Here is a 25550-nt window from a genome sequence, read left to right as displayed (position 1 = left end):
CCGGGGTCAGGGGCGGGCGGCGGGCACCGGATCGGTGTCCGGCGCCGGACGGGGTACGGGCCGGACGGGGACCGCGAGCAGGGGGACGGCGAGGCAGGCGGCGACGGCGGCGAGCACCAGCCCGGCCCGTACGCCGTCGCCGTCACCCGCGAGGCACCAGACGGCCGTGGCGAGGGCGGGCCCCAGAGTGAAGCCGAGGCTGCGGGCGAGCTGGACGGCCGAGCCGACGGTCGCCGCCCGCTCGGGGGCGGCGGCGCCCATCACGAGCGCCTGGGTGGGGCCGCCGTTCAGCCCCATGCCGAGGCCCGCGAGCGCCAGGCGCCAGGCCACGTCGGGTGGGGACCAGGTGTCGCCCAGGGGGACGAGCAGCAGCAGCCCGGCCGCGGTGAGCACCGCGCCCGCGGTGGCGATCGGCCGGCCGCCGTACTTGTCGGCGAGGCGTCCGCCGAGCGGCCCGGCCAGGCCCATGCCGAGCGGGAAGGCGAGCACGGTCAGGCCGGTGGCGGTGGCGCTGCGGCCGTCGTCGCGCTGGAGGTGGAGGGCGACCACGTAGTGCATGGCGGCGAACGCGGCCGCGAGCGCCAGGACCGCGCCGTGCGCCCGGTACAGGCTCGGGGCGCGTAGGGCGCCCGCCACCGGGCGCCCGCCGGGCCCGCGCAGCCACCACCACAGCGGCGGTACGGCGGCGGGCGCGGCCGACAGCCACCACGGGCCGTGCGAGGCGGCCAGGGTCAGCGTCACCAGCAGGACGCTCACACCGGTGCCGACGAGCAGCGCGTCGGCGGCCGAGCGCCGGTCGGGGGCGCGCAGGCGCCCGCCCCCGGGCATCGCCTTCCACGCCACGGCCAGGGCCGCCGCGCAGACGGGGAGTTTCACGAGGAACACCGCACGCCAGCCCAGCTGGTCCAGGAGCAGCCCGCCGAGCGCGGGCCCGGTCACCGCGCCGAGCGGGCCGAGCGTGGCGGGCACGCTCATCGCCCGGCCGCGCAGCCCGGGCCGTACCGACCGCATCGCCAGGAGGGGCATCAGGACGAACAGCACCGCCGCGAACGCGCCCTGCCCGATCCGGGCGGCGATCAGCCAGGCCGCCCAGGGCGCGAGCGCGGCGAGCACGCCGCACACCGCGAACCCGGTGGTGGCGGCCAGCAGCGCGGGGCGCGGGCCGGCCGTGTCGAGCCAGCGGCCGACGGGCAGCAGCAGGGCGACGACGGGGAGTTGGTAGCCGAGGACGGCCCACTGGGCGGTGGCGGCCGAGACGTGCAGATCGGAGGAGATGTCCGCGAGCGCCACGTTCACGATGTTCATGTCGAGCATCGCGACGAAGGAGAGCAGCCCGGCGACGGCGACGAGGGCCCAGCGGTCGACGGAGGAGGGGGCGGCGGCTTCCGGGGGGCGGCTCATATGCGTATCTCCGTGAGGGGGGTGGGGCCCGGGTCCGGAGCCGGAGTCGAGTCCGCATCCCGATCCGGTGCGGAGGCCGGATCCGATGCGGATGCCGGGCCCGAGGCCGGGTCCGTTGCCGGAGCCGGATCGGAAGCCGCGTCCGCCTCCGGGCCCGAGTCCGCGCCCGGGGCCGAGTCCGCCTTCGCGCCCGTGCCCGTGGCCGCGCCCGTGCCCGTGCCCGGGACTGCACCCGCGCCGGGGACCGCGCCCGCGCCCGCGCCCGACGCCACCCCCGTGCCCCTGCCGCCGCCCCCCTCCGTCACCGCGTCCACCGGGGTCCGGTGGTCGAAGGCGATCAGGGGGTCGCCCGTCAGGGGGTGGTCCACGACCGCCGCGCGGACGCCGAACACCTCGGCCATCAGCGCGGGGGTGAGCACCTCGCGGGGTGTGCCGGAGGCCACGACGTGGCCCCGGTGCAGGACGTGCAGCCGGTCGCAGACGGAGGCGGCGGCGTTGAGGTCGTGCAGGGAGACCAGGGTGGTACGGGCCTGGGCGCGCAGCAGCGCGAGGAGTTCCACCTGGTGGCGTACGTCGAGGTGGTTGGTCGGCTCGTCCAGGACCAGGACGTCCGGCTGCTGGGCGAAGGCCCGCGCGAGCAGCACCCGTTGGCGCTCGCCGCCGGACAGCTCGGTGAAGCGGCGGTGGGCGTGCCCGGCCATACCGGTGTCGGCGAGGGCGCGCGCCACGATCCGGGCGTCGGTGGCGTCCTCGGCGGCGAAGGCCCGCTTGTAGGGGGTGCGGCCCATGGCGACGACCTCGCGCACGGACAGCTCGAAGTCGCCGCCGCGCTCCTGCGGCAGCGCGGCCACGTGCCGGGCCGCCCGGGCGGGACTGAGCTCGCGCAGGTCGGTGCCGGACAGCAGCACCCGCCCGGCCAGCGGCTTCAGATGCCGGTAGACGGTCCGCAGCAGCGTCGACTTGCCGCTGCCGTTCGGCCCGACCAGGCCGGTGATCTCGCCCTCGGCGGCGAGCAGCCGCGCCCCGGCCAGGACGGTACGGCCGCCGTACGCGACGTGCAGGTCCTCGATGTCGATCCTCAACTGCCGCTCCCCGGCTTCGGTCTTCAGCTCCCGCTCCCCCGCGTCGGCCCTCAACTGCCGCTCCCCAGCCGTCGGTCCAGCAGATACAGCAGCGCCGGGGCGCCGATCAGCGAGGTGACGACGCCGACGGGGAGCTCCTGCGCGTCCATGGCCGTACGGCACACCGTGTCCACGACCACCAGCAGCAGCGCGCCGAGCAGCGCCGAGAGCGGCAGCAGCCTGCGGTGGTCGCCGCCGACGAGGAGGCGGCACACGTGCGGGACCATCAGCCCGACGAACGCGATGGCCCCCGACACGGCCACCAGGACCCCGGTGAGCAGACTGGTGACCAGGAACAGCTCGCGCCGCAGCCGTACGACGTCGATGCCGAGCCCGGCCGCCGTCTCGTCGCCCATGAGCAGCGCGTTCAGACCCCGGGCGCGGGCCTGGAGGACCAGTAGCGCGAGCGGGACGGCGAGCGCCGGGACGGCCAGCAGCGGCCAGGTGGCGCCGCCGAGGCTGCCCATCAGCCAGAACAGCACGCTGTGCGTCTGCTGTTCGTCACCGGCCCGCAGGACCAGGTAGCTGGTGAAGCCGGACAGGAACTGGCCGATGGCCACCCCCGCCAGGACCAGCCTGAGCGGCGCGAAGCCGCCGCCGCGCCGGGCCACCGCCCACACCAGCGCGAAGGTGGCCAGCGCCCCCGCGAACGCGGCGCCCGACAGCCCGAGCCCGAGCGCGCCGCCCGCCCCGGCGCCCAGCACGAGGGCGGCGACGGCCCCCAGCGAGGCGCCGTTGGAGATGCCCAGGAGGTACGGGTCGGCGAGCGGGTTGCGTACCAGCGCCTGCACGGCCGTGCCGACGACGCCGAGCCCGGCGCCCACGAACGCGGCGAGGAGCGCGCGCGGCACCCGCAACTGCCACACGATCAGGTCGTCCGTGCCCGGCCGGGGCGCGTCCCCGGACAGCCTGCGCCCCACCACCCCCCACACCTCGCCGGGCGGGATGGAGGTGGAGCCGAGGGACACGGCGGCGGTGAGGGCGGCGAGGAGTGCGAGGGCGAGGACGGCGGCGAGGGCGGGGGCGGACAGGGCCCGCTTACGGGCCCCCGGGTCCGGGGCCGTTTCCGGGTCCGGATACACGTCCGTGTCCGTGTCCGTGTCCCGGTCCGTGTCCCGGTCCCGGTCCGGTGTGTTCCTCCGCGAGGAGACGAGTGACACCACGGCGGGTCAGCCCACCTTGCCGGGATACAGGATCTTGGCGATGTCCCGGACGGTGTCGGCGTTGGAGACACCGGCGATGGTGGTCCGCTCGGAGCCGATCCGGACGAAGTGGCCTTCCTTGACGGCCTTCAGGCCCTTGGTGGCCGGGTTGTCGTGGAGCCACCGCTGCGCCTCGTCGAACGCGGCCCTGTTCGCGGACTCGCTGCCCCGGTCGCGTACGCCGAGCTGGATCCAGTCGGGGTCCTTGGCGATGACGTCCTCCCAGCCGACCGGCTTGAAGTCGCCGTCGCAGTCGGCGAAGACGTTGCGGGCGCCCGCGAGGGTGATGACCGCGTGGGCGACCTGCCGGTTGCAGACGGCCACGGGCTGCTTGGTGCCGGCGTCGTAGTCGAAGAAGAAGTACGTGGGACGGGCGTCCGGGGCGGCGCCGCCGACGGCGGACCGGACGGCGTCCATGGTCTTCCTCATGCCCGCGACGAGCTCCTTCGCCTTGGCGGAGGTGCCGGTGACGGCGCCGAGGGAGGTGATGTCGTCCTCGACGGCGGACAGATCGGTCACGGGGCTCTTGCGGCCGGCCGCGCAGGCGGTGGACTTCAGGAACACATGCCTGATCCCGGCGGCCTTGAACTCGGCCTCGGTGGGCGCGTCCCCCATACCGCCGCCCATACCGGCCATCGAGGCGAAGGTGTCGAGGTACAGGTCGGCGCCGGAGCCGAGCAGCTTCTCCTTGGCGATGACCGTCCGGCCGAGGACCTTCACCTGCTGGGCCCTGGCGTCCAGTTCGGGGGGCAGGGTGCCCTTGCCGGGCGGGAAGCCGGTGCCGGCCACCTTGTCCCCGGCGCCGAGGCGCAGCATCAGTTCGAGCCCGGCCGCGTTGCTGGTGACGATCCTCTTCGGGGCGGCGGCGAAGGTGGTCCGGGTGCCCGCGCAGTCGGTGACGGACACGGGGAAGCCCCCGGTGGCGGAGACGGCGGCGCCGCCGCCCGCGGCGTCCTTGCCCGAGCCCGCGCCCTTGTCGTCCCCGTCCCCGTCACCGCAGCCCGCCGCGAGGAGGCCGAGCACCACGGCCGTCGTAGGCCACCACACGCGAGAACGCATCACAACTCTCCAGGTCCACTCGGTACGCGGGCGGACCTCCGCCGCCCCGTTGCCAGTAGTCGGAGCGGACCGTCGGGGAGTTCCCGGCGGCGCCGCTCTCGTACGGACCCGGGGGGCGGCGAGCGTCACATATCGGCTCCCACCTGCGTAAAGTCCGGCAGGATGGCGGTATGAGCGTGATCATCGACATAGCCGGTCTGCCGCCCGAGCGCCTGGTGTTCGGCCCCTCGCCGCTGGCCGAGCTGTTCGCGGCGCTGCACGCGCTGGCCGAACCGGGGCACCACCCCGGGCTGCACGGGTGGACGACCGCGACGAACGCCGCCCTCAAGCCGGACCTCGCGGACCGTCTGTGCGAGGCGGACTTCCTGTGGACGTCGTCGTTCTCCGACATCTCGCTGCCGTTCGCGGCGCTGCCCGACGCGCACGGGCGCCCCGGCGCCACCCTCGCCGAGGACCTGGACCAGCTGGACCGCCTCGATGACGACGTGTTCGTCGACGCGGCTCTGGAGATCTCCTGCACCAGCCAGTACGGCCGCGGCGGACCCTCCCCGCTCCGCGACGCGAACGCCCGCGCCCACGCGCTGGAACGCGCGGCGGCGCGCGGCCCGCGCCAGGTGGAGTTCGCCACCCGCCTCCTGGACGACCCGCCCGCCGTACGGGCCTGGACGCGGCGGCTCTTCGAGGACTGCGCTCAGGCGTTCTTCGACGACGTGTGGCAGCGCGTACGGGTGGAGCTCGCCGCCGACGCCCGGCACAAGACGCAGGTGCTGCGCCACAAGGGCCTGGCCCAGGCGCTGGCCGAGGTCTCGCCCGCGCTGACGCTGGAGGGCGACGGGACGCGGATCAGCGTCGACAAGCTGACCAGCGGCCGCACCAGCGCGCTGGACACGGCCGTCGGCACAGGCGTCACCTTCGTACCGTCGTCCTTCGGCTGGCCCCATCTGTGGGTGCTGCACGCACCCCGCTGGCGCCCGGTGATCCACTACCCGGCGGCGGCGCCGTCCCTGCCGGGCCCGGGCTCCCTTGACCTCCTCGAACTGCGCATGGAGGCCCTCGCCCACCCGATGCGCATCCGCATGTGCCGCTATCTGGCGCGCTCGGCGTACACCACGACGGAACTCGCCGCCGCGCACGACATCAGCGCGCCGGAGGTGTCCCGGCACATCGCGGCGCTGAAGAAGGCGGGCCTGATCACCACGCGCCGGCGCGGCCGGTACGTCCACCACCAGCTGGACCTGTCGGTGGTGGCCCGGCTGGGGAGCGACTTCATCGAGGGCGTGCTGCGCTGAGCGCCGAACTCCGAGGCGGTGCGTACTACGGGGGCGGTGCGGCGGTGCGTACGACGGGCTAGGCGGAGGGGAGGCGGGTCAGGCCGTCCAGGGTGAGGTCCAGCAGGCGCTCGGCCTGGTCGCGCCGGTCGGGGGCGGCCGAGGTGAGGGCGATGCCGGCGAGCGCGGCGAACAGGTCGGTGGGGCGGATGTCGGTGCGGAAGACCCCCGCGTCCCGGCCGGCCTCCAGGAGCGCGGTGAGGGCCTCCTGGATCAGGTCGCGGCTGCGGCCGTAGGGGTCGCCGCCCGAGGCGACGACCGCGCGCAGGGCGTCGGCCATGCCGAGCTTGGCGGTGGCGTAGTCGACGAAGCGGCCGGTCCAGGTGCGCAGGGCCTCGCGCGGGGGCAGGGTGGCGAGCAGCCCGGGCACGGCGTCGCACAGCCGGGCCACCTCGTTGCGGTAGGCGGCCTCGATGAGGGCTTCGCGGGTGGGGAAGTTGCGGTAGAGGGTGCCGGTGCCCACGCCCGCCTCCTTGGCGACGCGCTCGAAGTGGGCGTCGAGCCCGTCCTCGCTGAACACGCGCACGGCGGCGGCGAGGACCTTGTCCCGGTTGCGCCGGGCGTCGGCGCGCAGCGGGCGGGGCGTATCGGGGGTTTCCGGGGTCGGGGTCATGAACGGCTCGTACCCTTCTGCGCGTTGCTAAGTGGAGGCGTCTCCACTTACAGTGGCGGCCTAACCGGCGGCGCCTCCGTTTATACGGTAGCGGCAGGCAGCGCCCTTTTCGGAGGGATCACCATGTCCGCGTACGAGAGCGACGAGGGCGGGCACCACCACGAGGCGGTGGGCGGGGGCGCCATGACCGGGGACGGCATGACCGGGGGCACCATGACCGGGGGCGCCATGACCGGGGGCCGCGACGGCATCCGGGACAAGGTCGTGGCCATCACCGGCGCGGGCAGCGGGATCGGCGCGGCGACCGCGCTGCTGCTGGCCGCGCGCGGCGCGAAGGTGGTCCTGGGCGCCCGTCGCACGGAGCGCCTGGAGGCGCTGGCCGCCCGGATCGAGGAGGCGGGCGGCCAGGCGGCCTGGGCGCGCACCGACGTGCGCCGCCGCGCGGACCTCACCGCCCTGGTCGACCTGGCCCGTACCCGCTACGGCCGCCTCGACGTCCTGGTCGGCAACGCCGGCGTCGGCCTGATCTCCCCCTTCGACGACCTGCGCGTGGAGGACTGGGAGGAGATGATCGACGTCAACGTCAAGGGCGTCCTGTACGGGATCGCCGCGGCCCTGCCCGTCTTCCGCGCCCAGGGCGGCGGCCACTTCGTGAACACCGTCTCCACGGCCGGGCTGCGGGTGGTGCCGCTGCAAGGGGTGTACGCGGCCACCAAGAACGCCGTACGCACCCTCTCCGAGGGCCTGCGCCAGGAGGCGGGCGCGGACCTGCGGGTGACGCTGATCTCGCCCGGGGTGACGCGGACGGAGTTCGCCGACCCGATGGCGCCCGAGATGAAGGCCAGGATCCTCCCCGGCATGGAGGAGATCGGGCTCGCGCCGGAGGCGGTCGCGCGGGCGGTCGCGTTCGCGGTGGAGCAGCCGGCGGGAGTGGACGTGGGGGACATCGTCGTACGCCCCACGGCGCAGAACTGACCTCCCGCCCCGGCGCCCATGAGGACGGGAACTGACCTACTTCACCCGTAACTTGGATGGTGTACGGCAGCGCGGGGAAGCAGCGGGCCTCCTCGCACGGATCCAAGGGCGGACATCATGGTCACTCACGTTCCGGCAGAGGCTCACGGCGACGAGCGCGGCGCGCTCCTGGCGTTCGTCGAGGCCCAGCGGGGCGGCGTGCGCCGCACCCTGCTCGGCCTGACCGAGGAGCAGGCGGCGAGCCGCCCCAGCGCCAGCGAACTCTCCCTGTCCGGCCTGCTCAAGCACGTGGCGGAGGTCGAACTCACCTGGCTCCGCATGGCCCAGCAGCGCCCGAACGAGAAGCAGCGCGAGCAGTCGACGTGGCACGAGGGCTTCGCCCTGTCCGGCGAGGAGACGGTGCCGGGGATGCTGGAGTTCTGGGACGCGGTCGCCAAGGAGACGGAGGAGTTCATCCACGCCGTACCGTCCCTGGACGACACCTTCCCGCTCCCGCCGGCCCCCTGGTTCCCCAAGGACGGCCGGGTCTCGATGCGCTGGCTCCTGCTCCACCTGATCGAGGAAACGGCCCGCCACGCGGGCCACGCGGACATCATCAGGGAGTCACTGGACGGGAAGACGGCGTTCGAGCTGGTGGAGATGGCCGGCGCTTGATCCGGGGTGCCGGGCGCCGGTTGGGGTCGCGTGCGCGGGAGCGACACCTTGCCCGGTGGGCGGTCACCTCGTCCTCCCAGGCCGCCACGGTGTCGGCCGGGCCGGGCGGCGCGGCGCGGGTTCCCGCGCCGCGAGCCGCCGCTACGAGTGCTTGATCGTCTGGCCTTCGGGGACCTGGTAGCAGCCCGAGACCACCTCGATGCCGAGGCTCGGGACGTCATCCTTGCTGTACGCGACGACCGAGACGCTCATCTTCTTGGCGTCGTTGTCGGCGACGATGTTGAGGTTCTTGTTCCGGCTGTTGTCCCGGTATTCGTCCTTGAGCACCCAGTCGCCCGTGCTGAGCTTCTCCTTGAGGTGCTTCATGGCGACGTCGTTGTCCGCGGGGGACTTCGGCGCGAAGTTCCACGGGTGGTAGACCTGGAAGTACTTCTCCGGGTCCCTGCCCGGGCACGCCTTGACCCCGGGCCCGGGCTGCGAGGCCTTGCCGGGCACGCCGGTGAACTCGTAGACCTGGCTGGAGACCGCCTTCACGGCGGCGACCGCGTCATCGGTGCCGGCGGTGCCCGCGAGGGGGATGTTCGAGGTGTCGTCGTCGCTCATGCCACATCCACTGAGAAGAAGGCCGGTCAGGACGAAGGGGAACAGGGCGCTGCCCGGGCGGCGTCGCCGGCGTGCAGCGGGGAACGGTGCGCGGAGCATGCGAGTCCTTGGGGGAGTGCGGGGGGTCGATCGGGGTTGCGGCGCCGGGCGTTGCCGCCGTACGCCTCGGGCGTGCGGCGCATCACTCGGGAGCGGTGACGTTGTCGTACTTGCCGACCACGACCAGCGCCTGGTTCTTCAGGGCCGTGGTGTCCCGCCCCCAGTACTCACTGTGGCCGTGTGCTCCCTTCGTCGCCGACGGTCCGCTGCCCTCGGGATCCGTGTTCATCTGGTGCGCGCCGAAGGCGTCGTCGCTGGGGATGAGGAACACGCCGCCGCCCATCTTCCACGAGCTGCCGCCGTGGCCCCAGCGGCCGATGTCCGGCACCTTGTCGCCATCGGCCTCCTCGTTCCACACGTGCCCCTTGGGGACGTCCATCTCGTCGGCCGAGCCCACCTTGACCCCCGGACTCCCCGCGAAGATCACGTCGTCCGCGTTGAGGTCGCCCTTCTGGGCCGCCGCCCCGATGAGGGTGGTGCCGTAGGAGTGCCCGATGGCCGTACGGTGCGGCTCTCCGGGTGCACTGTACGAGGCGTCGAGACCGTCCATGAACTTGCGGTAGGCGGGCGCGCCGTCATAGGCGTAGTGCTCGAACGGCGCGTCCTTGACGATGTCCTGCGGGGCGTCGTAGCCCAGCCAGGCGATGGTCGACACGGACGCGTCGGGTGTCACCTGCTGCGTCTGGCGCCACAGCTCCGTCGTCCGGTCGATGCTGCCTCCGAACCCCTCCAGGTTCGACGTCGTACCCGGGACGTACACCGCCTGGTGCCGCGCCGTGTCCGGGTTGCCGTTGGCGACGATGGCCCGCCCGTGGCCCTCGGGGCTGAAGCCGAGCAGATACGCCTCCGGCAGCCCCTCCACCCCGGTCTGGTCGAAGCGCTTCTGGATGCTCTCCATGCCTTTGAGGGACGATTCCAGGTGGCGGTAGCGGTCGCCGTACTTCTTGTTCCAGTCCGTCCATTCGTCGGTGTGGACCTTGGCGGGGAAGCCGCCGCCGCCGTTGATCCATGTCCATTCGTTGGCGGGGGGTTTGGGGATGCCGTTGAGTTCCGTCCGGTACTGGCCGTGCCGCTCGTCGAGGACCATGCGGTTGGCTTCGTCGCGGACGGTGGCGGGCAGGCCGTCGAGGGCGCCGACGGTGTCGGGGTGCAGTGCGGTCCAGGCGGCCTGCTGGTCGGGGCTGAGGTGCTTCCACCAGTCCGCGTTGGCCTTGGGGGTGGCGTCCTTGGGGGGCTGGGGCAGGGAGTCCAGGTAGTGCTTGCCCGCGCCGCTGACGCCTTCGGTGTCCTTGGCGACGTCCGCCCAGTCGCCGTCGGAGACGACCAGGTCGTCGTCGGCCTTGAGCTTACGCAGCTGCGGCGCCCACTTCTGGTCGGCTTCGGTGGCCTCGTTCAGGGCTTCGGCGATACGGTTCGCCATGTCCTGCGCGACCTTGTAGTTGGGGTTGGGATCGAACCTGGCCGCCTGGCCCTGGAGGCCGCGGGCCCCCGCATCCGTGGTGCCGTGCGCGGAGCCGGCTCCCGGCGGTGATCCGCCCGGGTTCTGTCCGGCCGCGGGGTAGCTGACGGAGCCGTCCGCGCCGACGGTGAACTTGTGCTCGGCCGCCTCGGCAAGGGCCCGCTTGAGTTTGTCCTGGGCGGGGCGCAGGTCGGCGGCGAACGCGGTCAGGGCGGTGGCGGCGAGGCCGCACTCGACCTGGACGTAGTGGAAGTCCTTGGCGACCTCGCGCAGCTGGCCCACCGCCGCGTCGGCAGCCGCGCCCTTGAGGGCCTTCTGCATCTGGGCGGTGATCCGCTGCTCCAGCGCGTCCTTGGCGCCGCTCGCCAGGTCACTGGTGGTGCGGTATCCGTTGGCCGCTTCCTCGAACTCGTGCAGCTTCAGCGTCTTGAGCGTCTCGATGTCCACGGCTCAGGTCACTTTCCCCCGCCACCGACGCCTGGGGTGTCCTGGTACTGCTTGCCCAGCTCCACGAAGAGGCCCTTGATGTTGTCGTCGGTCAGGAGCAGGTCGTTGCCCGCCCGCTGGAGGCTGCCCTGGAGTGCGGTGCACCGCCCGGACAGCTTGTCGAGGTAGGTCTTCCAGCTCTGGTAGACCTCGGCCTGCGCCGCCGCGCTCTCCACGCCGCCGCCGGTGGCCAGTCCCTGCTGGCCCGTCTCCAGGGCGGTGAGCGCCTTCTTCACGTCGCCGCCCAGCTCGCCGACGGCGCTTCCGGCCGCCGTCCAGGCGGCCTTGCTGGACTGCACGTCCCCCTGGCCGCCACCGCCGCCGTCGTCGGCGTGGGCCAGACGCATACCGCCCCCGCCGCCCGAAGGACCGCTCTTGAGCTGCGCCCATTCCTCCGCGAACGACCCCATCCGTTCCCCCTTGGATCACACCCGTCTCGTACGTCACTGCGGCGCTGCGCCGCCGCCAGGCTACAAGGAGCGGAACGCACCCTCGTGAGTACCCGTACTCAGACGCCGGTTCCGGGGGTGTCGCCGGTCCGGTATAGTAGATCTTGAGCTTGCGGCCGCGATGAGCGGTGGCGGGACACGCGTTGGTGGTCCAAGGAAAGGCGCCCCACTTCCTGTGGGGAGATGCAGGTGCAAGGCCTGCCCAGCGCTCGATGGAGAAGGGCCTTGGTTCCCGCGGTCACTGCGGGAATCAGGGCCCTTATCCGTGTTGGGCGCGCCGGCCTTCGTGGGGGTCCACGGACGGTTCCCTCTCCTTCGCCGGCTCTTCCGCCCCCCGGAAAACGCGTTGTGCCCCCACCGCGCCGCCCCCGAGGATGGGGGACCATGGGACATCTTGAAGCCTCGCACCTGGAGTACTACCTGCCCGACGGGCGAGTACTGCTCGGTGATGCCTCGTTCCGGGTCGGTGAGGGCTCGGTCTCCGCGCTGGTCGGTGCCAACGGCGCCGGGAAGACCACGCTGCTGCGCCTGCTCAGCGGGGAGCTGCGCCCGCACGGCGGAACCGTCAGCTCCAGCGGCGGTGTCGGGGTCATGCGCCAGTTCGTCGGCTCGGTCCGCGACGAACGCACCGTGCGCGACCTCCTGGTGTCGGTCGCGCAGCCCAGGATCAGGGAGGCCGCGGCGGCCGTCGACGCCGCCGAGCACCTGATCCTGACCGTGGACGACGAGAACGCGCAGATGCGGTACGCGCAGGCGCTCAGCGACTGGGCCGAGGCGCGCGGATACGAGGCCGAGACCGTCTGGGACATGTGCACCACCGCCGCGCTCGGCACACCGTACGACCGGGCCCAGTACCGCGAGGTGCGCACCCTGTCCGGCGGTGAGCAGAAGCGGCTGGTCCTCGAAGCGCTGCTGCGCGGCCCCGACGAGGTGCTGCTCCTGGACGAGCCCGACAACTACCTGGACGTCCCCGGCAAGCGGTGGCTGGAGGAGCGCCTGGCGGAGACCCGCAAGACGGTCCTGTTCGTCTCCCACGACCGCGAGCTGCTGGCCCGCGCCGCCCAGCGCATCGTCGCGGTCGAGCCGGGCCCGGCCGGATCCGACGTGTGGGTGCACGGCGGCGGCTTCGCCACCTTCCCCCAGGCGCGCGAGGAGCGGTTCGCCCGCTTCGACGAACTGCGCCGGCGCTGGGACGAGAAGCGGGCGCAGCTCAAGCGCCTGGTGCAGGACCTCCAGCAGTACGCCGCGCGCAGCGACGAGATGGCCTCGCGCTACCAGGCCGCCAAGACCCGGCTGCGCAAGTTCGAGGAGCTGGGCCCGCCCCCGGAGCCGCCGCGCAAGCAGGACATCCGGATGCGCCTGACGGGCGGCCGGACCGGCGTACGGGCCGTGGAGTGCCGGGACCTGGAGCTCACCGGCCTGATGAAGCCGTTCTCCCTGGAGGTCTTCTACGGCGAACGCGTCGCGGTCCTCGGCTCCAACGGCTCCGGCAAGTCGCACTTCCTGCGGCTGCTCGCGGGCGAGGACGTCCGGCACAGGGGCACCTGGAAACTGGGGGCCCGGGTGGTCCCCGGCCACTTCGCCCAGACCCACGCCCACCCCGAGCTCGTCGGCCGCACCCTGGTCGACATCCTGTGGACCGAGCACGCCAAGGACCGGGGCGGCGCGATGTCGGCCCTGCGCCGCTACGAGCTGGAACGCCAGGGGGACCAGCCCTTCGACAAGCTGTCCGGCGGCCAGCAGGCCCGCTTCCAGATCCTGCTCCTGGAACTCGCCGGGACCACCGCGCTGCTCCTGGACGAGCCGACCGACAACCTCGACCTGGAGTCGGCCGAGGCCCTCCAGGAGGGCCTGGAGGCGTACGAGGGGACGGTCCTCGCGGTCACCCACGACCGCTGGTTCGCCCGCTCCTTCGACCGTTACCTGGTCTTCGGCTCGGACGGCGTGGTCCGCGAGAGCGCGGAGCCGGTGTGGGACGAGCGCCGGGTGGAGCGGGTGCGCTGAGCGCGGGCGGTCCCGCCCCCAAGGGCGCGCGTCACCACGGGATTCAACGCACGGCCCGGGGGCACCCTCAACTCCACGGCGCACGCGGCCCGTTCACTCCACGGTGAACGCGGGCGGTTCGCGGGCGCCGACACGAGCCGTCGAGGGGAGCCGCCATGGGAGCGCCGCCATGACAGGAAGTCCCGGTCTCCTCCAGGCGCTGCTCGTCCCGGCGACGGCGGGAACGACCAAGCTGGTCGTCATCGTCTTCTGCGTGAGCCTGGTGGTCATCGTCGCGTACTACTTCACCAACCGCGACGGCAAATGACCGCGTCAGCCGCCCGCTCCACCTGGAGTGACCGCGGCGGCCGCCCGCTCAACGCGGGAGGGACCCCGGCCGGCGTACGTACGCCGGCCGGGGTCCCTCCGTGCTCCGGGTGCCGGGGTCAGCGGCGCAGGGTGAGCAGCCCCGGCCGGTACGGCAGCTCGTCGTACGGGCCGGTCGCGGTGGGCGACTTGCCCTGGTAGAGGAGTTGCAGGTTGCAGGGGTCGACGGTCATCGTCTGGTCGGGGTTGGTGCGGACCAGGTCACCGTGGCTGATGTCGTTGGTCCAGGTGGCACCGCTGTTGGCCTTGCCCGCGAAGGGGTTGCTCTCGCTGGCCGCCTGCGGCGTCCACGTACCGCTGAGGCTGGAGGCCGTGAACGAGCGGAAGTAGCGCTGCTCGTTGGCGCCCCGCGCCTCGACGATCATGAGGTACTGGTTCTGGCCCTGGACCTTGTAGACCTGCGGCGCCTCGAACAGGTTCTTCACCGTGTCGCTCATGACCGTGGTGTACGAGGAGCCGAAGTTGCCGGGGAAGTTCCCGATCGGCATGCTCGCCCGGTAGATCTTGCCGTTGTCACCGGCGAAGAACAGGTACATGTTCTGGCCGTCGCCGATCAGCGTCTGGTCGATCGGGGCGCCGCCCGGGACACTGCCGGTGAACAGCGGCTGCGGCGCGGACCAGCCGTTGGGGTTGGAGGGGTCGCTCGACGTGCGGTAGATGAACGGCCACGCGCCCCACTGGTAGGCCAGCACCCAGATCTTCTTCGGCGCGAAGTAGAACAGCGTGGGCGCCACCGCCTTCTGGTTCATCCCGGTCTGGCGGGCCGAGGCCATGTCCGACCAGTTGGTGAACGGCGCGAAGGCCATCGAGCCGTACGACGAACCCGACACGTTCGAGCCGTAGACCAGGTGCTTGCCGTTGTACATCACGTGGGTGAAGTCCTTCACCGACCGCCACCCGTTCGCCGGCTGCGCCAGCGCTCCGGTCGAGGACCACCGGTAGGTCGACGGGAGGGCGCAGGTGCCGCCGGTCGGCGCGGGCGAGGTCGGGGCGGGCGTCCCGGACGGGCCGGTCCACTTCTGGTTGGTGCCGGACCAGCAGGAGTGCAGCTGGATCTTCGTGCCGTTGGCGGTGGCGGCGCCCACGGCGTCGAGGCAGAGCCCGGAGCGGACGCCGGCGATCGTGCCGTTGGCGTTGACGTTCCACTGCTGGTCGGCGCTGCCGTCGCAGTCCGAGATGACGGCCGGGGTGCCGTTCGCGGTGCCCTTGTTCCCGGCGGCCAGGCACTTGTTGCCATACACCATCAGCTGTTTGCCCGCGGTGCGGGTCCAGCGCTGGTTGGTCTGCCCGTTGCAGTCCCACAGCTGCGTCCGGGTGCCGTTGGCGGTGGAGAAGCCGTTGACGTCGACGCAGCGGCCGGAGGCGACGCCCTTGATCTCCCCGCCGGAGCCGGGCTCGCCCGGCTTGGTGCCCGGCCCGCCGGGGGCGGGGCCGGTTCCGCCGGGGGTGGTGGACCCGCCGGGCGTCGGGCCCGGGGCGGACTTGAGGGCGTTCATGACGGCGGTGTAGGCGGGCTTGGGCTTGCCGTTGTCGTCGAACAGCAGGGGCTTCTCGCCGCCGCGCCAGGAGTCGCGGTCGCGGACACCCCACACCGTGACGCCGGTGCACCGGGCCACGGACAGGCAGGCGTTGACGGCGCCTGCGTAGTGCGTGGGCGAGGCCCCGGCGATGTCCAGCTCGGTGAGCTGGACGTCGACGCCCAGCGCGGCGAAGCCGGACAGGGTGGTGCGGAAGTTCGACGGCGGCCCGCCGGGGCCGAAGTGGCTCTGGAACCCGACGCAGTCGATCGGCACGCCGCGGGACTTGAAGTCCTTGACCATGCGGTAGACGCCCTGGGTCTTGGCGTCCGTCCAGTTCTCGATGTTGTAGTCGTTGTAGCAGAGCTTGGCCGAGGGGTCGGCCGTCCGGGCGGTACGGAACGCCTCCTCGATGAAGCCGTCGCCGAGCACGTCCTGGAACACCGAACCGCGGTGCCGGCCGGAGCCGTCGGCGAACGCCTCGTTGACCACGTCCCAGGCGTAGATCTTGCCCTTGTAGTGGGTCATCTCGGTGGTGATGTGGTTCTTCATCACCGCGCGCAGGGTGTTCGCGTCGTGGATGGAGCGCACCCACGCGGGGAGCTGCGAGTGCCAGACCGTGGTGTGGCCGCGCAGCCGCTGGCCGTGGGCCTGGGCGTGGCTGACGATCCGGTCGGCGGCGCCGAAGGTGAACGTGCCGCGGGACGGCTCGATCGCGTCCCACTTCATCTCGTTCTCCGGGGTGACCATGGAGAACTCGCGGTCCGCGATCGCGGTGTACGCCGCCTCGCCGAGCCGGCCGGAGGCCAGGGCGGTGCCGAAGTACCGGCCGGAGGGGGCCGCCTGCGTCCCCAGGGCGGCGGCTCCGGCGGAGTTCGGGAGCAACGTCACGGCACCGGCCACCACCGCGGCGGCCGACACCCCGATGGCCACGGTACGGCGACGCCGGCTGAGCCGGTGCAGGCCCTTCATGCTGTTCCTCGGGGGTCGTGGAGGTGTCGCGTCATGACAGCGGATTCCTTCAGGAGATACGTCAACGGGCAAGTCGGGGGCCCTGGCCCTGCCGCGCCGGCACGCCGGGCGAGCGGCGGGAGAGCACCCCACACAAGAGGAGGCCGGTGGAACCGCGGTCCCGTAACGGAAAAGTGGCGCGGGGCGGCGGATCGCCCGGTGATGCATCTCGCAGGAAGAAAGCGTTACGCGGGGCCCGGTGGGCTGGTCGTGCCGCGGGGCTGGCGGGGCTATGGGGAGTGGCTGGGCTGGGGAGGTGCCTGCCCGGACCTGCTCAGGGAGCAGGAGGGAAGCAGGAGGGAGCGGCTGGGAGCGGGTCTTCAGGCCCAGGGCCTGCGCAGGACGAAGGAGGCCTGCCCGGCGAAGGCGCGGGTGCCGTCGGAGCCGTCGAGCCAGACGCCGCCGTCGCGCCACCGCAGAACCGACCCGGGGTAGTTGTGGGCGTGCAGGGTCACCGATCCGGCGACCGTCCCGGGGCTCGGGCAGAAGGTGGCGTCCTCGCGGAACAGGGCGCTGCCGTCACTGGTGCTCAGCCGCAGCCGCAGCTCCCGGTGGCGCAGATAGCGGCCGTCGGCGGCGCGGAAGGTGACGCACCGGGTGTCGGCCAGCCCCCTGACGACCGTGAAGGTGAACCGCTGCCGCGTCGGCGCGTCGCTGGAGGCGGAGACAGGGCCGAGCGCCGCGAGGTCACCGGCGTACGTCAGGTACCGGCCGGGGGCGTCCACGGACTCCAGCGACTGGGCGCCCAGCGCGACCGAACCGGTGCCAGCGGACGCACTGACCGCCGGGGACGGCCCGGTCGACGCGGTGGTGCGCGACGGGCTCGGCGTGGCGGGGCGCGAGGAGGAGGGCGCCGGAGGGCCGGCCGGGGGACGGCCGGTCGTGGAGCGGCCGGGGGTGGGAGCGGCGCTGACACCGGGCTCCCGGTGCGCCGGTTCGGGCCAGGTCACGTAGACGGCGGTCCCGGTGACGAGCACCGCGCCGGTGGTGAGGGCGAGCAGCGGGTGCGCGGTCACCGCGGAGAGTTTGCCGATCAGCGAGCCGTGCAGACCGCCGCTTCCCGCCGCCGTGCCGAGGGCGACGGGGGCGGAGGCCAGCCCGGCGGCGCCGGCGGCCGTCCCCGACAGCAGGCCCTTGGCGGCGAGCGCGGCGACGAGCCCGGCCGGGACCGCCAGCGGCGCGAGACCGAAGAGCAGCAGCTCGGCCGGAACCCGGGTCGCCGTCGTCGCCCCGCAGACCGGGCATCCGCGGGTGTGTCGCGCGATCCGCTTGCGCCACACCGAGGTAGGCGCCCCGTCCCACCCGGCGACGGCCTCGTCCAGCCCCGGACAGCGCGGCTCGGCGGCCAGCGCGGCGACGATCGTCCGGCTCAACTCCAGTTGCTCGCGCATGCGTTGCAGGCGTACGCCGACGTGGGCGGCGGTGAGCCCCGTCGCGGCGGCGACGTCGTCACGGCTCAGCAGCCCGGCACGCTCCTGCCACCACAGCGACAGCAGCATCCGGTGGTCGGGGTCGAGCCACCGGGTGGCTTCGACGACCTGCCGGCGCTCGTCGGACATCCGCAGACGCAGCAGCGTCGCGTCCTCGGGTTCGGCGCCCGCGTCCGGTATCTCGTGTGCCTCGTCGATGACCGCGGTCCGCCCGGCGAAGGCGCGCTGCCGGTCCCGGTGGGTACTGATCTGACGGATCGTGATCGACACCAGCCAGGACCGGAAGCTCTCCGGGGCGCGCAGGGCGGGCAGGTCGCGCACCGCGCGCAGCAAGGTCTCCTGCACGACGTCGTCGACATCGGCATGGCCGCTCAGCGCCCGCCCGACGATGTTGTAGAGCAACGGCAGGTAGGCGGCGACGAGTTCCTCGCGCGCCCGGTCGTCCCCGGCTTGCGCCGCGACGACGAGCCGAGCGTGTTCGGCGTCCATGAGCCCCCCTTCCCACCTCCCGCAGGGGAGCGATCCGCCGAGTACGGCGCCACACCTTAACGTCGGCACGGCTGGGCGGCCAAAGCCTGTACGTCGGGTGACAGCCGGGCCCGCGCCGGAAGGGGGGAGGTGACGGAGGTGAGGAGGCGGCGGAGACGACGGAGGTGACGGACGTGACGGACGTACGGAGGTGAGGGAGGGGGACTGAAGCGACCCACGTCACCACCCGCCAATGCCCACCCTCCTCCGGCACTCACCCCGCACCGCGGCCCCGCTCACCCTGGGCAGCCTTCGGCAAACCACCCCCCACCCGGCAAACCACCCCACCCCCGAACGGCGCCGGGTATCTTGGCCGGGTCGACGGATGGACCCGCCACTGACCGAGGCGGGTGTGCCGGGGCCGGGCCGGGGGCGCCCGTATGTTCGTCTTGCCAGGGGGAGACCGTGATACCGCAGCCCAGCCGGGGGCCGGCGCGCCGGAGTGTGATGGCCGGGACCGTCGCCGTCGCCGCGGCGGGGTGTGTGCCGGGCCGCCGGAACGCCTCGGACCCGGACGGGCGCGGCGGCGCGTCCCCGAGGGGCACGTCCCCCACGGGCGGACCGCGCGGCACCGCCACCGTCCTGCAGATCGTCGCGCACCCCGACGACGACCTGTACTTCATGAACCCGGACCTGGAGCAGTCGCTCACGGCGGGGGACCGCCTGGTCAGCGTCTATCTGAACTGCGGTGAGAAGGACGGCATCAACAAGGTCCCGGGCCGCGGGCCCGCGCCCCGGCCCGACGAGCCGGGCTACGCCGGGGCCCGGCGCCAGGGGTTGCGGCAGGCGTACGCGTACATGGTCACCGGCCGCCCCGACGCGCCCTGGCGGACCGGACCGCTCGCCCTGCCCGGCGGTCTGGCGGCCGAGCTGGACACGCTGGAAGGCCACGACCACGTACAGCTGGTGTTCCTCGGCATCCAGCAGTACGGCCCGGACTGGGTGCTGCCCCGCCTGTGGGCCGACCCCGCCGCCGTCACCCGGACCCGTGTCAGCACCGGCTCACCGGTGGCGCGCTCGTACGCCGTGACCCGGACCGGGCTCGTCGACGCCCTGGTGCACCTGCTCGACCGGTACGCGCCGACCGTCGTACGGACCATGGACCCCGACCCGGACCGCCAGCCCCACGACGCGCCAGGCGGTGGCGGGAAAAACGGGGGAGGCGGGGACAACGGCGGGCGCGGGAACGGCGGCGGGGGTGCGCCCGGCCGCCGCGACCGCGACAGGGCGAACCGCCCGCACCACGACCAGCCCGGCTACTCCGACCATCCCGACCACACCGCCACCGCGCTGTTCACCTTCGCCGCGCTGGAGCGCCACCGCCGGGGTCGTACGGCGCCGCCCGTGGCGGTCGTGCCGTACCGCGGGTACTACAACGAGCGCTGGCCGCAGAATTTGCCGAAGCAGCTGGTACGCCGCAAGGCGCACATCCTCAACGTGTACGGGGGCTCCCCGGGCTCGTGCGGCTTCGCGGCCGGGTGCGGCGACTACGACGTGGGCCACGACAACTCCCTGGGCACCGGCTGGGTCCAGCGCACCAGCCCGCGCCAGCCGTTCGCCGCGCCCCGGGTCGTACCGGACGCGGCGGGGCGCCTGCACGCCTTCGGGGTGCTCTCCGGGCAGGCGGTGATGTGGCAGGAGACCACACGCGGCAGCGGAACATGGGGCGCGCCCATACGGGTCGGTGGGGACGGGATAGCGCCCGGACTCACCGCGCTGCTCGACGCGCAGGGCTGCTGGCACCTGTTCGCGGCCCGGATCACGGGGCTCGGGCCGCACCCCCGCGACAACCGGCGCGACCTCGCGCACACCCGCCAGACCCGCCCCGGGGGCGCGTTCGGCGCGTGGACCTCGCTGGGCACCCCCGACCGCGACCCCGAACGGGGCCGCCGCGTCGGCACCCCGGCGGTGGCGAGGGCGGGCGACGGCACCCTGCACCTCTTCGCCCGGAACTGGGAGCGGGGCATCGCCACCCGCGTCCAGCACCCCGACGGAAGCTGGACCCGCTGGACCCCGCTGGGCACGACGGCACCCGTACCGCCTCTCCAGGACGGTGTGGCAGCGGTGACCGACACCGGGGGCCGCGTCCACGTCTTCGCCACGGGCCGCGACGCGGTGCACCACTGGACCCAGCAGGCCCCCGGCGGCGCGTTCACCGAACTCCCCACCGGCCTCCCGGCGTCGGCGGACCCGCCGACCGCGCTGCCCCGCCCGGACGGCTCGGTCCTGCTCGCCCTCCGCGAACCGGTCACCGCCCGCCCGCTCCTGCACCGGCTCACCCCCGACGGCACCTGGCGGCCGGAGCCCTCCTCCGCCCTCCCCGGCCGGGGCTACGGGGCGTTCGCGCTGCTCGCGGTGGGCGGCGGAGTGCTCCTGGCGGGCCGCAACAACGCGGGCACCGTCAGCTGGGCACGCCTGGACGACGGCCCGGCGAACCCCCACTGGTCGACGCTGCCGAGCCGAACGGTCACGGGCCCGTCGCTCGCCCTGACCCCGGACGGCCGCCCCCTGCTCACAACCCTCGCACCGGACGCGACGCTCCGTTCGGTGACGGTCCCGATGACGGTACGGGTGACGGACGGGCCGGCGGAGGGGTGACCGGTGGGGCCCTTCCCGGGGAGGGCGGTGCCGCACGAGGGAACGCTCGTCGCGGCCCGCGTCCCGCCGCCAACGGCCCCGATGGCCGGTGCAGAGCGGTCCTGATCCTCCTGCGGGCCCTGACCGCCCGGGCCCTGCCGGCCGGACCATGGACGGCCCGTACCGGGCGGGGGACGCGTCCGAAGGAGCGGTAGAGGACACCGCTGGTGTGACGCCGATGGGTTTCCGATTCAGGCGGCGTCGCGCGTCCGGCGGTGGTGTACCGCGACGGCGGTGCCGCCGCCGGTGACGCCGAGGGCGGTGGCCGCCCGGCGATCACGGCGGGGTTGCCGTCCGTCGTACCGGTATCGGCGCGTACGGCTTACTTCTCGGCCGTGCCGCCAGTGGTGGCGGGGCCGGACCCCGGGGCGGTGGCCGACGGCGCGTAAGCGGAGGCGGAGGAGGGGGAGGTGGAGGGGACGCGGTTGGCCTTCATGGTCTTGGTGATCCAGCCCGCGTACGCGGGTGCGCTGGTGTAGAGGCCGGGGCCCTCGGAGCAGGGCACGTTCGGGGCGCCGGGCCCCGAGGTGACGCCGATCAGCTCCCAGCGGCCGTCCCGGCCCTTCTGGACCTGCGGTCCGCCGGAGTCCCCGAAGCACGCCATCGCCCGGGGCACGGTGGTGATGGTGCACAGCCGGGTGCGGTCGGCGTACCCCGGCGCGCACTCGGACGCGGCGCCCCGGCGTGTGTTCAGCTCCTGCAACCGCTCCGGGAACGCGAACGCGGTGTCGACGGTGGTGCCGAAGCCCAGCAACCGCGTCGGGGTGCCCGGCCGCCCGGGCTGTCCGGCGATCCGGATGGGCTTCTGGGAGACCGGACGGTCCAGCCGTATCAGCGCGATGTCGTTCGTGTTGGCCGCCTTGTTGTCGCCGTTCGCATAGCCGGGGTGGACGAAGGAACGGTCGATCCTGCGTACGGTCCCGCCGGACTTGCGGTGGTCGCTGCCGATGCGCACCGTGCCGTCGACCTCCAGGCCCTCGCCCTTGAGGCAGTGGGCCGCCGTGAGCACCCACTGCGGGTCGATGAGCGAGGCCCCGCAGTTCCCGTCGTACAGCCCCTGCGACGGGGCCGACTCCGGGATGGACGCCATGAACGGGTAGCGCTCGGTGGAGTCCGTACCGCCGACGATGGCTCCGGCGCTGCCGGCGAGGACGGTGGCGCAGGCCGCGACGGCGAGAGCACCGACGGCGGCGGTGCGGACGGTACGGCGGCGCGGCGGCTTGAAGCTGAACACAGGGGGTTCCTTCTGCTCGGTGGATCTTGTGCGTTCAGCCTCGTCGTACGAGGTCGGCGCCACCATCCGGGCCACCGGCCGGTCGGGGCGGGGGCTGGCCCCCGTGCGGGGGCGGGGGCTGTCCCGGGCCTGCCGGGTTCACCAGTCCACCCCGGCCGCCACCGGCCGGTGGTCGCTGCCGGTGGCCGGCAGCACCCACGCGCTCCGCGGCTCCACCCCGCGTACGAGGATCTGGTCGATCCGCACCATCGGGAACTTGGCGGGCCAGCTGAACCCGAAGCCCTTCCCGGCCGCGTCCTGGGCCGAGCGCAGCCGCGCCGTGATGCCGTCGAACGCGCGGTCGCCCGTGGTGCCGTTCAGATCGCCCAGCAGCACGACCCGCTCGTTCCGCTCGGCGGCCAGCGCCTCGCCGAGTGCCGTCGCGCCGCGGTCCCGGCTGCCCGTCCAGAACCCGCTGGGCAGCACGCGTACGGACCCCAGATGTGCCACGTACACCGCGAGCGGACCCCGGCCCGTGGCCACCGTGGCGCGCAGCGCCCGGTTGTAGGCCAGCTTGACGTCGGCCGGCTTGGTGGCCGCCAGCGGCCCGTAGTCCGTCGCGACGTCGACCGTCCGGGTGTCGGACAGCGGCAGTTTGCTCCACAGCCCGACCGTGCCCAGCACGGAGTGGTACGGATACGCCTTCGCCAGGGCCTTCTCGTACACCGGTTTCGCCTGCGCCGTGATCTCCTCCAGCGCCAGCACGTCCGCCCCGCGGGCGGCCAGGTCCCGGGCGGTACCGGCCGGGTCGGGGTTGTCGGCGTCGACGTTGTGACTGACCAGGGTGAGGTCGCTGCCCGGCCGGGACCTGTCGCCGAGCACCCCGCCGAAAAGGTTCAGCCACACCGCGACCGGCACCACCAGCGCGACCACCGCGGAGGCGGACCGGCGCCACAGGCCCGCGACGAGGAGCACCGGGACGAACAGGCCGAACCACGGCAGGAACGTCTCCACCAGGCTGCCCACACCCGCCCGGTCCGTGACGTACGCGTGCAGCAGCATGAGCAGACCGAGCGCCAGCGCCAGCGCCGCGAGTACGAGGCCGCGCTTCCAGGCTCCGGGGCCGGGGCGGTGGCCGGAAGCGAAACGCATTGCCCGGCGGGCGCCCGCGCGCCACCCGCCGACGCCCGCGACCTGGCCGTCGACGCCGCCCTGCCCGGCCCGCCCGGCCTGCCCGGCCTGCGCCGTGTCCACCTGCGTCATGGCTTCTCCTTGCTGCTCACTGCCGGTCATCGCGTGTCGTCGGGTCCTGGCACGGGAGCGGTGTGCGCCCCCGGTACCGGTACCGGTACCGGTACTCAAGGCGATTCCGTGTTGCGGGGACGTATGCGGTTTTCGATACGCGGGCGATAGGCGCCGGCTCGTAGCATCGCCACCATGCGCGTGCTGATCGTCGAGGACGAACCCTTCCTGGCCGAGGCGATCCGCGACGGCCTGCGCCTGGAGGCGATCGCGGCCGACGTCGCAGGTGACGGAGACACCGCTCTGGAACTGCTGGGCGTCAACGCCTACGACATCGCCGTCCTCGACCGCGACATCCCCGGACCGTCCGGCGACGACATCGCCAGGACCATCGTCGCCTCCGGCAGCGGCATGCCGATCCTGATGCTCACCGCGGCCGACCGCCTCGACGACAAGGCATCCGGCTTCGAGCTCGGCGCCGACGACTACCTCACGAAACCCTTCGCCCTGCGAGAACTCGTCCTCAGACTCCGAGCACTGGACCGCCGACGCGCCCACAGCCGTCCCCCCGTACGCGAGATCGCGGGGCTACGGGTGGACCCGTTCCGCCGGGAGGTCTACCGGGACGGCCGTTTCATCGCGCTGACCAGGAAGCAGTTCGCCGTGCTCGACATCCTGGTGGCGGCCGAGGGGGGTGTCGTGAGCGCGGAAGAACTGCTGGAACGGGCTTGGGACGAGAACGCCGACCCGTTCACCAACGCCGTACGGATCACGGTCTCGGCGTTGCGCAAGCGGCTGGGCGAACCCTGGATCATCGCGACCGTGCCGGGCACCGGCTACCGCATCGCAGCCGAGCCGGAGACAGGACACGGGGGCCTCGGGGAAGGTACCGAAACCGGGGATGCGGAGGGAAGCCAAGGAGCAGCAGGAGCCCAGGGCATCCAAGGTACCCAAGGCACCCTGGGCACCGAGGGGAACAGAGCATGAACAGGGCACCCGGTATGAGCGTCCGCCTCAAACTCACCCTCAGCTACGCCGGATTCCTGATGCTGGCCGGAGTCATGCTGCTGGCGGCAGTATGGGTGTTCCTCCTGAGATACGTCCCCAACCGGGCGATGCTCATCAACCCCGACGACAGACCCACCAACGGTGTCTTCCCCATCAGGTCCGCGCTCCTGGAGGTCTTCGCCCCGAGGGCGGCCGCGGTACTGGGGTTCCTGCTGGTCTTCGGCCTCCTGGGAGGCTGGCTCCTCGCGGGCCGCATGCTGGCGCCGCTGACCCGCATCACGGAAGCCACCCGCACGGCCACGCACGGATCGCTCTCCCACCGGATCCGGCTCCCGGGCCGCGGGGACGAGTTCCGCGAACTGGCCGACGCCTTCGACGCGATGCTCGAACGGCTCGAAGCACACGTCGCCGCCCAGCAGAGATTCGCGGCCAACGCCTCCCACGAACTGCGCACCCCGCTGGCGATCTCGAAGGCGCTCCTGGACGTGGCCCGCACGGATCCACCCCGTGACACCGGCGCGCTCATCGAACGCCTCCACACGGTCAACACCCGGGCGATCGATCTCACCGAGGCACTGCTCCTGCTCAGCCGCGCCGACCAACGGTCCTTCACCCGCGAACCGGTGGACCTGTCGCTGCTGGCGGAGGAGGCCACGGAAACCCTGCTCCCCCTCGCGGAGCAGCGAGGCGTCACCCTCGAAACCACCGGCGACATCGCCCCCACGACCGGCTCGCCCACGCTCCTGCTGCAACTGACCACGAACCTGGTGCACAACGCGATCGTCCACAACCTGCCCGAGGGCGGGGCGGTGTGGGTCACGACGACCGCGCGCCCCGGGAGCGCGCTCCTCACCGTGGAGAACACGGGTGAACAGATCACGGAGGACCTGGCCGCGACCCTGACGGAACCGTTCCAGCGGGGCACCGAACGCGTCCACGCCGACCACCCCGGCAACGGCCTCGGCCTCGGCCTGGCCATCGTCAAGACCATCACCGAAGCCCACGAAGGAACCCTCACCCTCACCCCACGCCCGACGGACGGGCTCCGCGTCACGGTGGAACTGCCGACGACGACCTCGCACACCGGCAGGCGGGCGCGGGCATGCGAGGAGGGTGGCTGAGCAGAAGGCGAGCGGCCGGCAGAG

Annotated in this window: 19 protein-coding genes and 1 pseudogene; 8 read left to right on the top strand and 12 right to left on the bottom strand. The window is 73.2% G+C overall.

The window, feature by feature from the left end; genetic code table 11:
* Window positions 1-6 precede the first annotated feature (6 nt).
* The 4 genes and pseudogenes from ABZ404_RS21400 to ABZ404_RS21385 form a co-directional block, all read right to left on the bottom strand.
* Window positions 7-1401 (bottom strand): MFS transporter, encoded by a 1395-nt coding sequence (locus ABZ404_RS21400; protein WP_358836365.1) that lies wholly within the window; start codon window positions 1399-1401, stop codon window positions 7-9.
* A gap of 320 nt (window positions 1402-1721) precedes the next feature.
* Window positions 1722-2483: pseudogene (locus tag ABZ404_RS21395) on the bottom strand (ABC transporter ATP-binding protein); the annotation flags it as partial.
* A 50-nt stretch (window positions 2484-2533) separates the two neighbouring features.
* The gene (locus tag ABZ404_RS21390; protein WP_358836369.1) at window positions 2534-3553 is read right to left on the bottom strand and encodes an iron ABC transporter permease; all 1020 of its coding nucleotides are present in this window, start codon (window positions 3551-3553) and stop codon (window positions 2534-2536) included.
* Between the two features lie 138 nt (window positions 3554-3691).
* Window positions 3692-4783 (bottom strand): ABC transporter substrate-binding protein, encoded by a 1092-nt coding sequence (locus ABZ404_RS21385; protein ID WP_358836366.1) that lies wholly within the window; start codon window positions 4781-4783, stop codon window positions 3692-3694.
* Window positions 4784-4953: 170 nt separating this feature from the next.
* Here ABZ404_RS21385 and ABZ404_RS21380 point away from each other — a divergent pair, with 170 nt between their 5' ends.
* Window positions 4954-6072, top strand: coding sequence for a DUF5937 family protein (locus tag ABZ404_RS21380; RefSeq protein ID WP_358836367.1), 1119 nt, complete (start codon window positions 4954-4956; stop codon window positions 6070-6072).
* Between the two features lie 58 nt (window positions 6073-6130).
* Here ABZ404_RS21380 and ABZ404_RS21375 read toward each other — a convergent pair whose 3' ends face one another.
* A complete protein-coding gene (locus ABZ404_RS21375; protein WP_358836368.1) occupies window positions 6131-6724 on the bottom strand; it encodes a TetR family transcriptional regulator in 594 nt (197 codons plus the stop codon).
* A gap of 228 nt (window positions 6725-6952) precedes the next feature.
* Here ABZ404_RS21375 and ABZ404_RS21370 point away from each other — a divergent pair, with 228 nt between their 5' ends.
* Together ABZ404_RS21370 and ABZ404_RS21365 are read left to right on the top strand one after the other, a co-directional pair.
* On the top strand, window positions 6953-7699 hold the full coding sequence (locus ABZ404_RS21370; protein ID WP_358990690.1) for an SDR family oxidoreductase: 747 nt from the start codon (window positions 6953-6955) through the stop codon (window positions 7697-7699).
* Between the two features lie 117 nt (window positions 7700-7816).
* Window positions 7817-8353, top strand: coding sequence for a DinB family protein (locus ABZ404_RS21365; RefSeq protein WP_358830942.1), 537 nt, complete (start codon window positions 7817-7819; stop codon window positions 8351-8353).
* A 141-nt stretch (window positions 8354-8494) separates the two neighbouring features.
* Here ABZ404_RS21365 and ABZ404_RS21360 read toward each other — a convergent pair whose 3' ends face one another.
* From ABZ404_RS21360 to ABZ404_RS21350, 3 genes are all read right to left on the bottom strand, one after another.
* Window positions 8495-8956, bottom strand: coding sequence for a hypothetical protein (locus ABZ404_RS21360; RefSeq protein WP_358830943.1), 462 nt, complete (start codon window positions 8954-8956; stop codon window positions 8495-8497).
* Between the two features lie 181 nt (window positions 8957-9137).
* Window positions 9138-10961 carry an alpha/beta hydrolase gene (locus ABZ404_RS21355; protein WP_358830944.1) on the bottom strand — a complete coding sequence of 608 codons (1824 nt, stop codon included), beginning with the start codon at window positions 10959-10961 and terminating at the stop codon, window positions 9138-9140.
* An 8-nt stretch (window positions 10962-10969) separates the two neighbouring features.
* A complete protein-coding gene (locus ABZ404_RS21350; protein ID WP_358830945.1) occupies window positions 10970-11410 on the bottom strand; it encodes a hypothetical protein in 441 nt (146 codons plus the stop codon).
* A 423-nt stretch (window positions 11411-11833) separates the two neighbouring features.
* Between ABZ404_RS21350 and ABZ404_RS21345 the strand changes: the two genes are divergently transcribed.
* Window positions 11834-13453 carry an ATP-binding cassette domain-containing protein gene (locus tag ABZ404_RS21345; RefSeq protein ID WP_358830946.1) on the top strand — a complete coding sequence of 540 codons (1620 nt, stop codon included), beginning with the start codon at window positions 11834-11836 and terminating at the stop codon, window positions 13451-13453.
* Window positions 13454-13622: 169 nt separating this feature from the next.
* The gene (locus tag ABZ404_RS21340) at window positions 13623-13760 is read left to right on the top strand and encodes a hypothetical protein (RefSeq protein ID WP_358830947.1); all 138 of its coding nucleotides are present in this window, start codon (window positions 13623-13625) and stop codon (window positions 13758-13760) included.
* 118 nt (window positions 13761-13878) lie between these two features.
* On the opposite strand, the gene ABZ404_RS21335 is transcribed toward ABZ404_RS21340, so the two are convergent.
* On the bottom strand, window positions 13879-16308 hold the full coding sequence (locus tag ABZ404_RS21335; RefSeq protein WP_358830948.1) for a non-reducing end alpha-L-arabinofuranosidase family hydrolase: 2430 nt from the start codon (window positions 16306-16308) through the stop codon (window positions 13879-13881).
* A 359-nt stretch (window positions 16309-16667) separates the two neighbouring features.
* Window positions 16668-18266 (bottom strand): sigma-70 family RNA polymerase sigma factor, encoded by a 1599-nt coding sequence (locus ABZ404_RS21330; protein ID WP_358830949.1) that lies wholly within the window; start codon window positions 18264-18266, stop codon window positions 16668-16670.
* A gap of 486 nt (window positions 18267-18752) precedes the next feature.
* Here ABZ404_RS21330 and ABZ404_RS21325 point away from each other — a divergent pair, with 486 nt between their 5' ends.
* On the top strand, window positions 18753-20903 hold the full coding sequence (locus ABZ404_RS21325) for a PIG-L family deacetylase (protein WP_358830950.1): 2151 nt from the start codon (window positions 18753-18755) through the stop codon (window positions 20901-20903).
* 361 nt (window positions 20904-21264) lie between these two features.
* Here ABZ404_RS21325 and ABZ404_RS21320 read toward each other — a convergent pair whose 3' ends face one another.
* The gene (locus ABZ404_RS21320; protein WP_358830951.1) at window positions 21265-22176 is read right to left on the bottom strand and encodes a serine protease; all 912 of its coding nucleotides are present in this window, start codon (window positions 22174-22176) and stop codon (window positions 21265-21267) included.
* 138 nt (window positions 22177-22314) lie between these two features.
* Complete coding sequence (locus ABZ404_RS21315; protein ID WP_358831035.1) at window positions 22315-23307, bottom strand: endonuclease/exonuclease/phosphatase family protein; 993 nt, start codon at window positions 23305-23307, stop codon at window positions 22315-22317.
* A gap of 285 nt (window positions 23308-23592) precedes the next feature.
* On the opposite strand from ABZ404_RS21315, the gene ABZ404_RS21310 reads away from it, so the two are divergent.
* Both ABZ404_RS21310 and ABZ404_RS21305 read left to right on the top strand, forming a co-directional pair.
* Window positions 23593-24384, top strand: coding sequence for a response regulator transcription factor (locus ABZ404_RS21310; protein WP_358830952.1), 792 nt, complete (start codon window positions 23593-23595; stop codon window positions 24382-24384).
* Window positions 24381-25526: a HAMP domain-containing sensor histidine kinase gene (locus tag ABZ404_RS21305; RefSeq protein WP_358830953.1), complete on the top strand. Its 1146-nt coding sequence runs from the start codon at window positions 24381-24383 to the stop codon at window positions 25524-25526. Before ABZ404_RS21310 ends, ABZ404_RS21305 begins: the two co-directional genes overlap by 4 nt.
* Window positions 25527-25550 lie beyond the last annotated feature (24 nt).

The organism is Streptomyces sp. NPDC005878 (assembly GCF_040629815.1).
Taxonomy (GTDB): Bacteria; Actinomycetota; Actinomycetes; order Streptomycetales; family Streptomycetaceae; genus Streptomyces.
Note: the sequence above shows the minus strand (reverse complement) of the source record. Positions and strands in the feature narration are given on the sequence as shown.

Excerpts from the sequence above, each read along its gene's own strand:
- ABZ404_RS21340 (WP_358830947.1), top strand. The coding sequence starts at position 13,623 with ATGACAGGAAGTCCCGGTCTCCTCCAGGCGCTGCTCGTCCCGGCGACG.
- ABZ404_RS21335 (WP_358830948.1), bottom strand. The coding sequence starts at position 16,308 with ATGAAGGGCCTGCACCGGCTCAGCCGGCGTCGCCGTACCGTGGCCATC.
- ABZ404_RS21310 (WP_358830952.1), top strand. The coding sequence starts at position 23,593 with ATGCGCGTGCTGATCGTCGAGGACGAACCCTTCCTGGCCGAGGCGATC.
- ABZ404_RS21375 (WP_358836368.1), bottom strand. The coding sequence starts at position 6,724 with ATGACCCCGACCCCGGAAACCCCCGATACGCCCCGCCCGCTGCGCGCC.
- ABZ404_RS21350 (WP_358830945.1), bottom strand. The coding sequence starts at position 11,410 with ATGGGGTCGTTCGCGGAGGAATGGGCGCAGCTCAAGAGCGGTCCTTCG.
- ABZ404_RS21345 (WP_358830946.1), top strand. The coding sequence starts at position 11,834 with ATGGGACATCTTGAAGCCTCGCACCTGGAGTACTACCTGCCCGACGGG.
- ABZ404_RS21315 (WP_358831035.1), bottom strand. The coding sequence starts at position 23,307 with ATGCGTTTCGCTTCCGGCCACCGCCCCGGCCCCGGAGCCTGGAAGCGC.
- ABZ404_RS21305 (WP_358830953.1), top strand. The coding sequence starts at position 24,381 with ATGAACAGGGCACCCGGTATGAGCGTCCGCCTCAAACTCACCCTCAGC.
- ABZ404_RS21365 (WP_358830942.1), top strand. The coding sequence starts at position 7,817 with ATGGTCACTCACGTTCCGGCAGAGGCTCACGGCGACGAGCGCGGCGCG.
- ABZ404_RS21380 (WP_358836367.1), top strand. The coding sequence starts at position 4,954 with ATGAGCGTGATCATCGACATAGCCGGTCTGCCGCCCGAGCGCCTGGTG.
- ABZ404_RS21400 (WP_358836365.1), bottom strand. The coding sequence starts at position 1,401 with ATGAGCCGCCCCCCGGAAGCCGCCGCCCCCTCCTCCGTCGACCGCTGG.
- ABZ404_RS21330 (WP_358830949.1), bottom strand. The coding sequence starts at position 18,266 with ATGGACGCCGAACACGCTCGGCTCGTCGTCGCGGCGCAAGCCGGGGAC.
- ABZ404_RS21360 (WP_358830943.1), bottom strand. The coding sequence starts at position 8,956 with ATGAGCGACGACGACACCTCGAACATCCCCCTCGCGGGCACCGCCGGC.
- ABZ404_RS21370 (WP_358990690.1), top strand. The coding sequence starts at position 6,953 with ATGACCGGGGGCCGCGACGGCATCCGGGACAAGGTCGTGGCCATCACC.
- ABZ404_RS21385 (WP_358836366.1), bottom strand. The coding sequence starts at position 4,783 with ATGCGTTCTCGCGTGTGGTGGCCTACGACGGCCGTGGTGCTCGGCCTC.
- ABZ404_RS21325 (WP_358830950.1), top strand. The coding sequence starts at position 18,753 with ATGGCCGGGACCGTCGCCGTCGCCGCGGCGGGGTGTGTGCCGGGCCGC.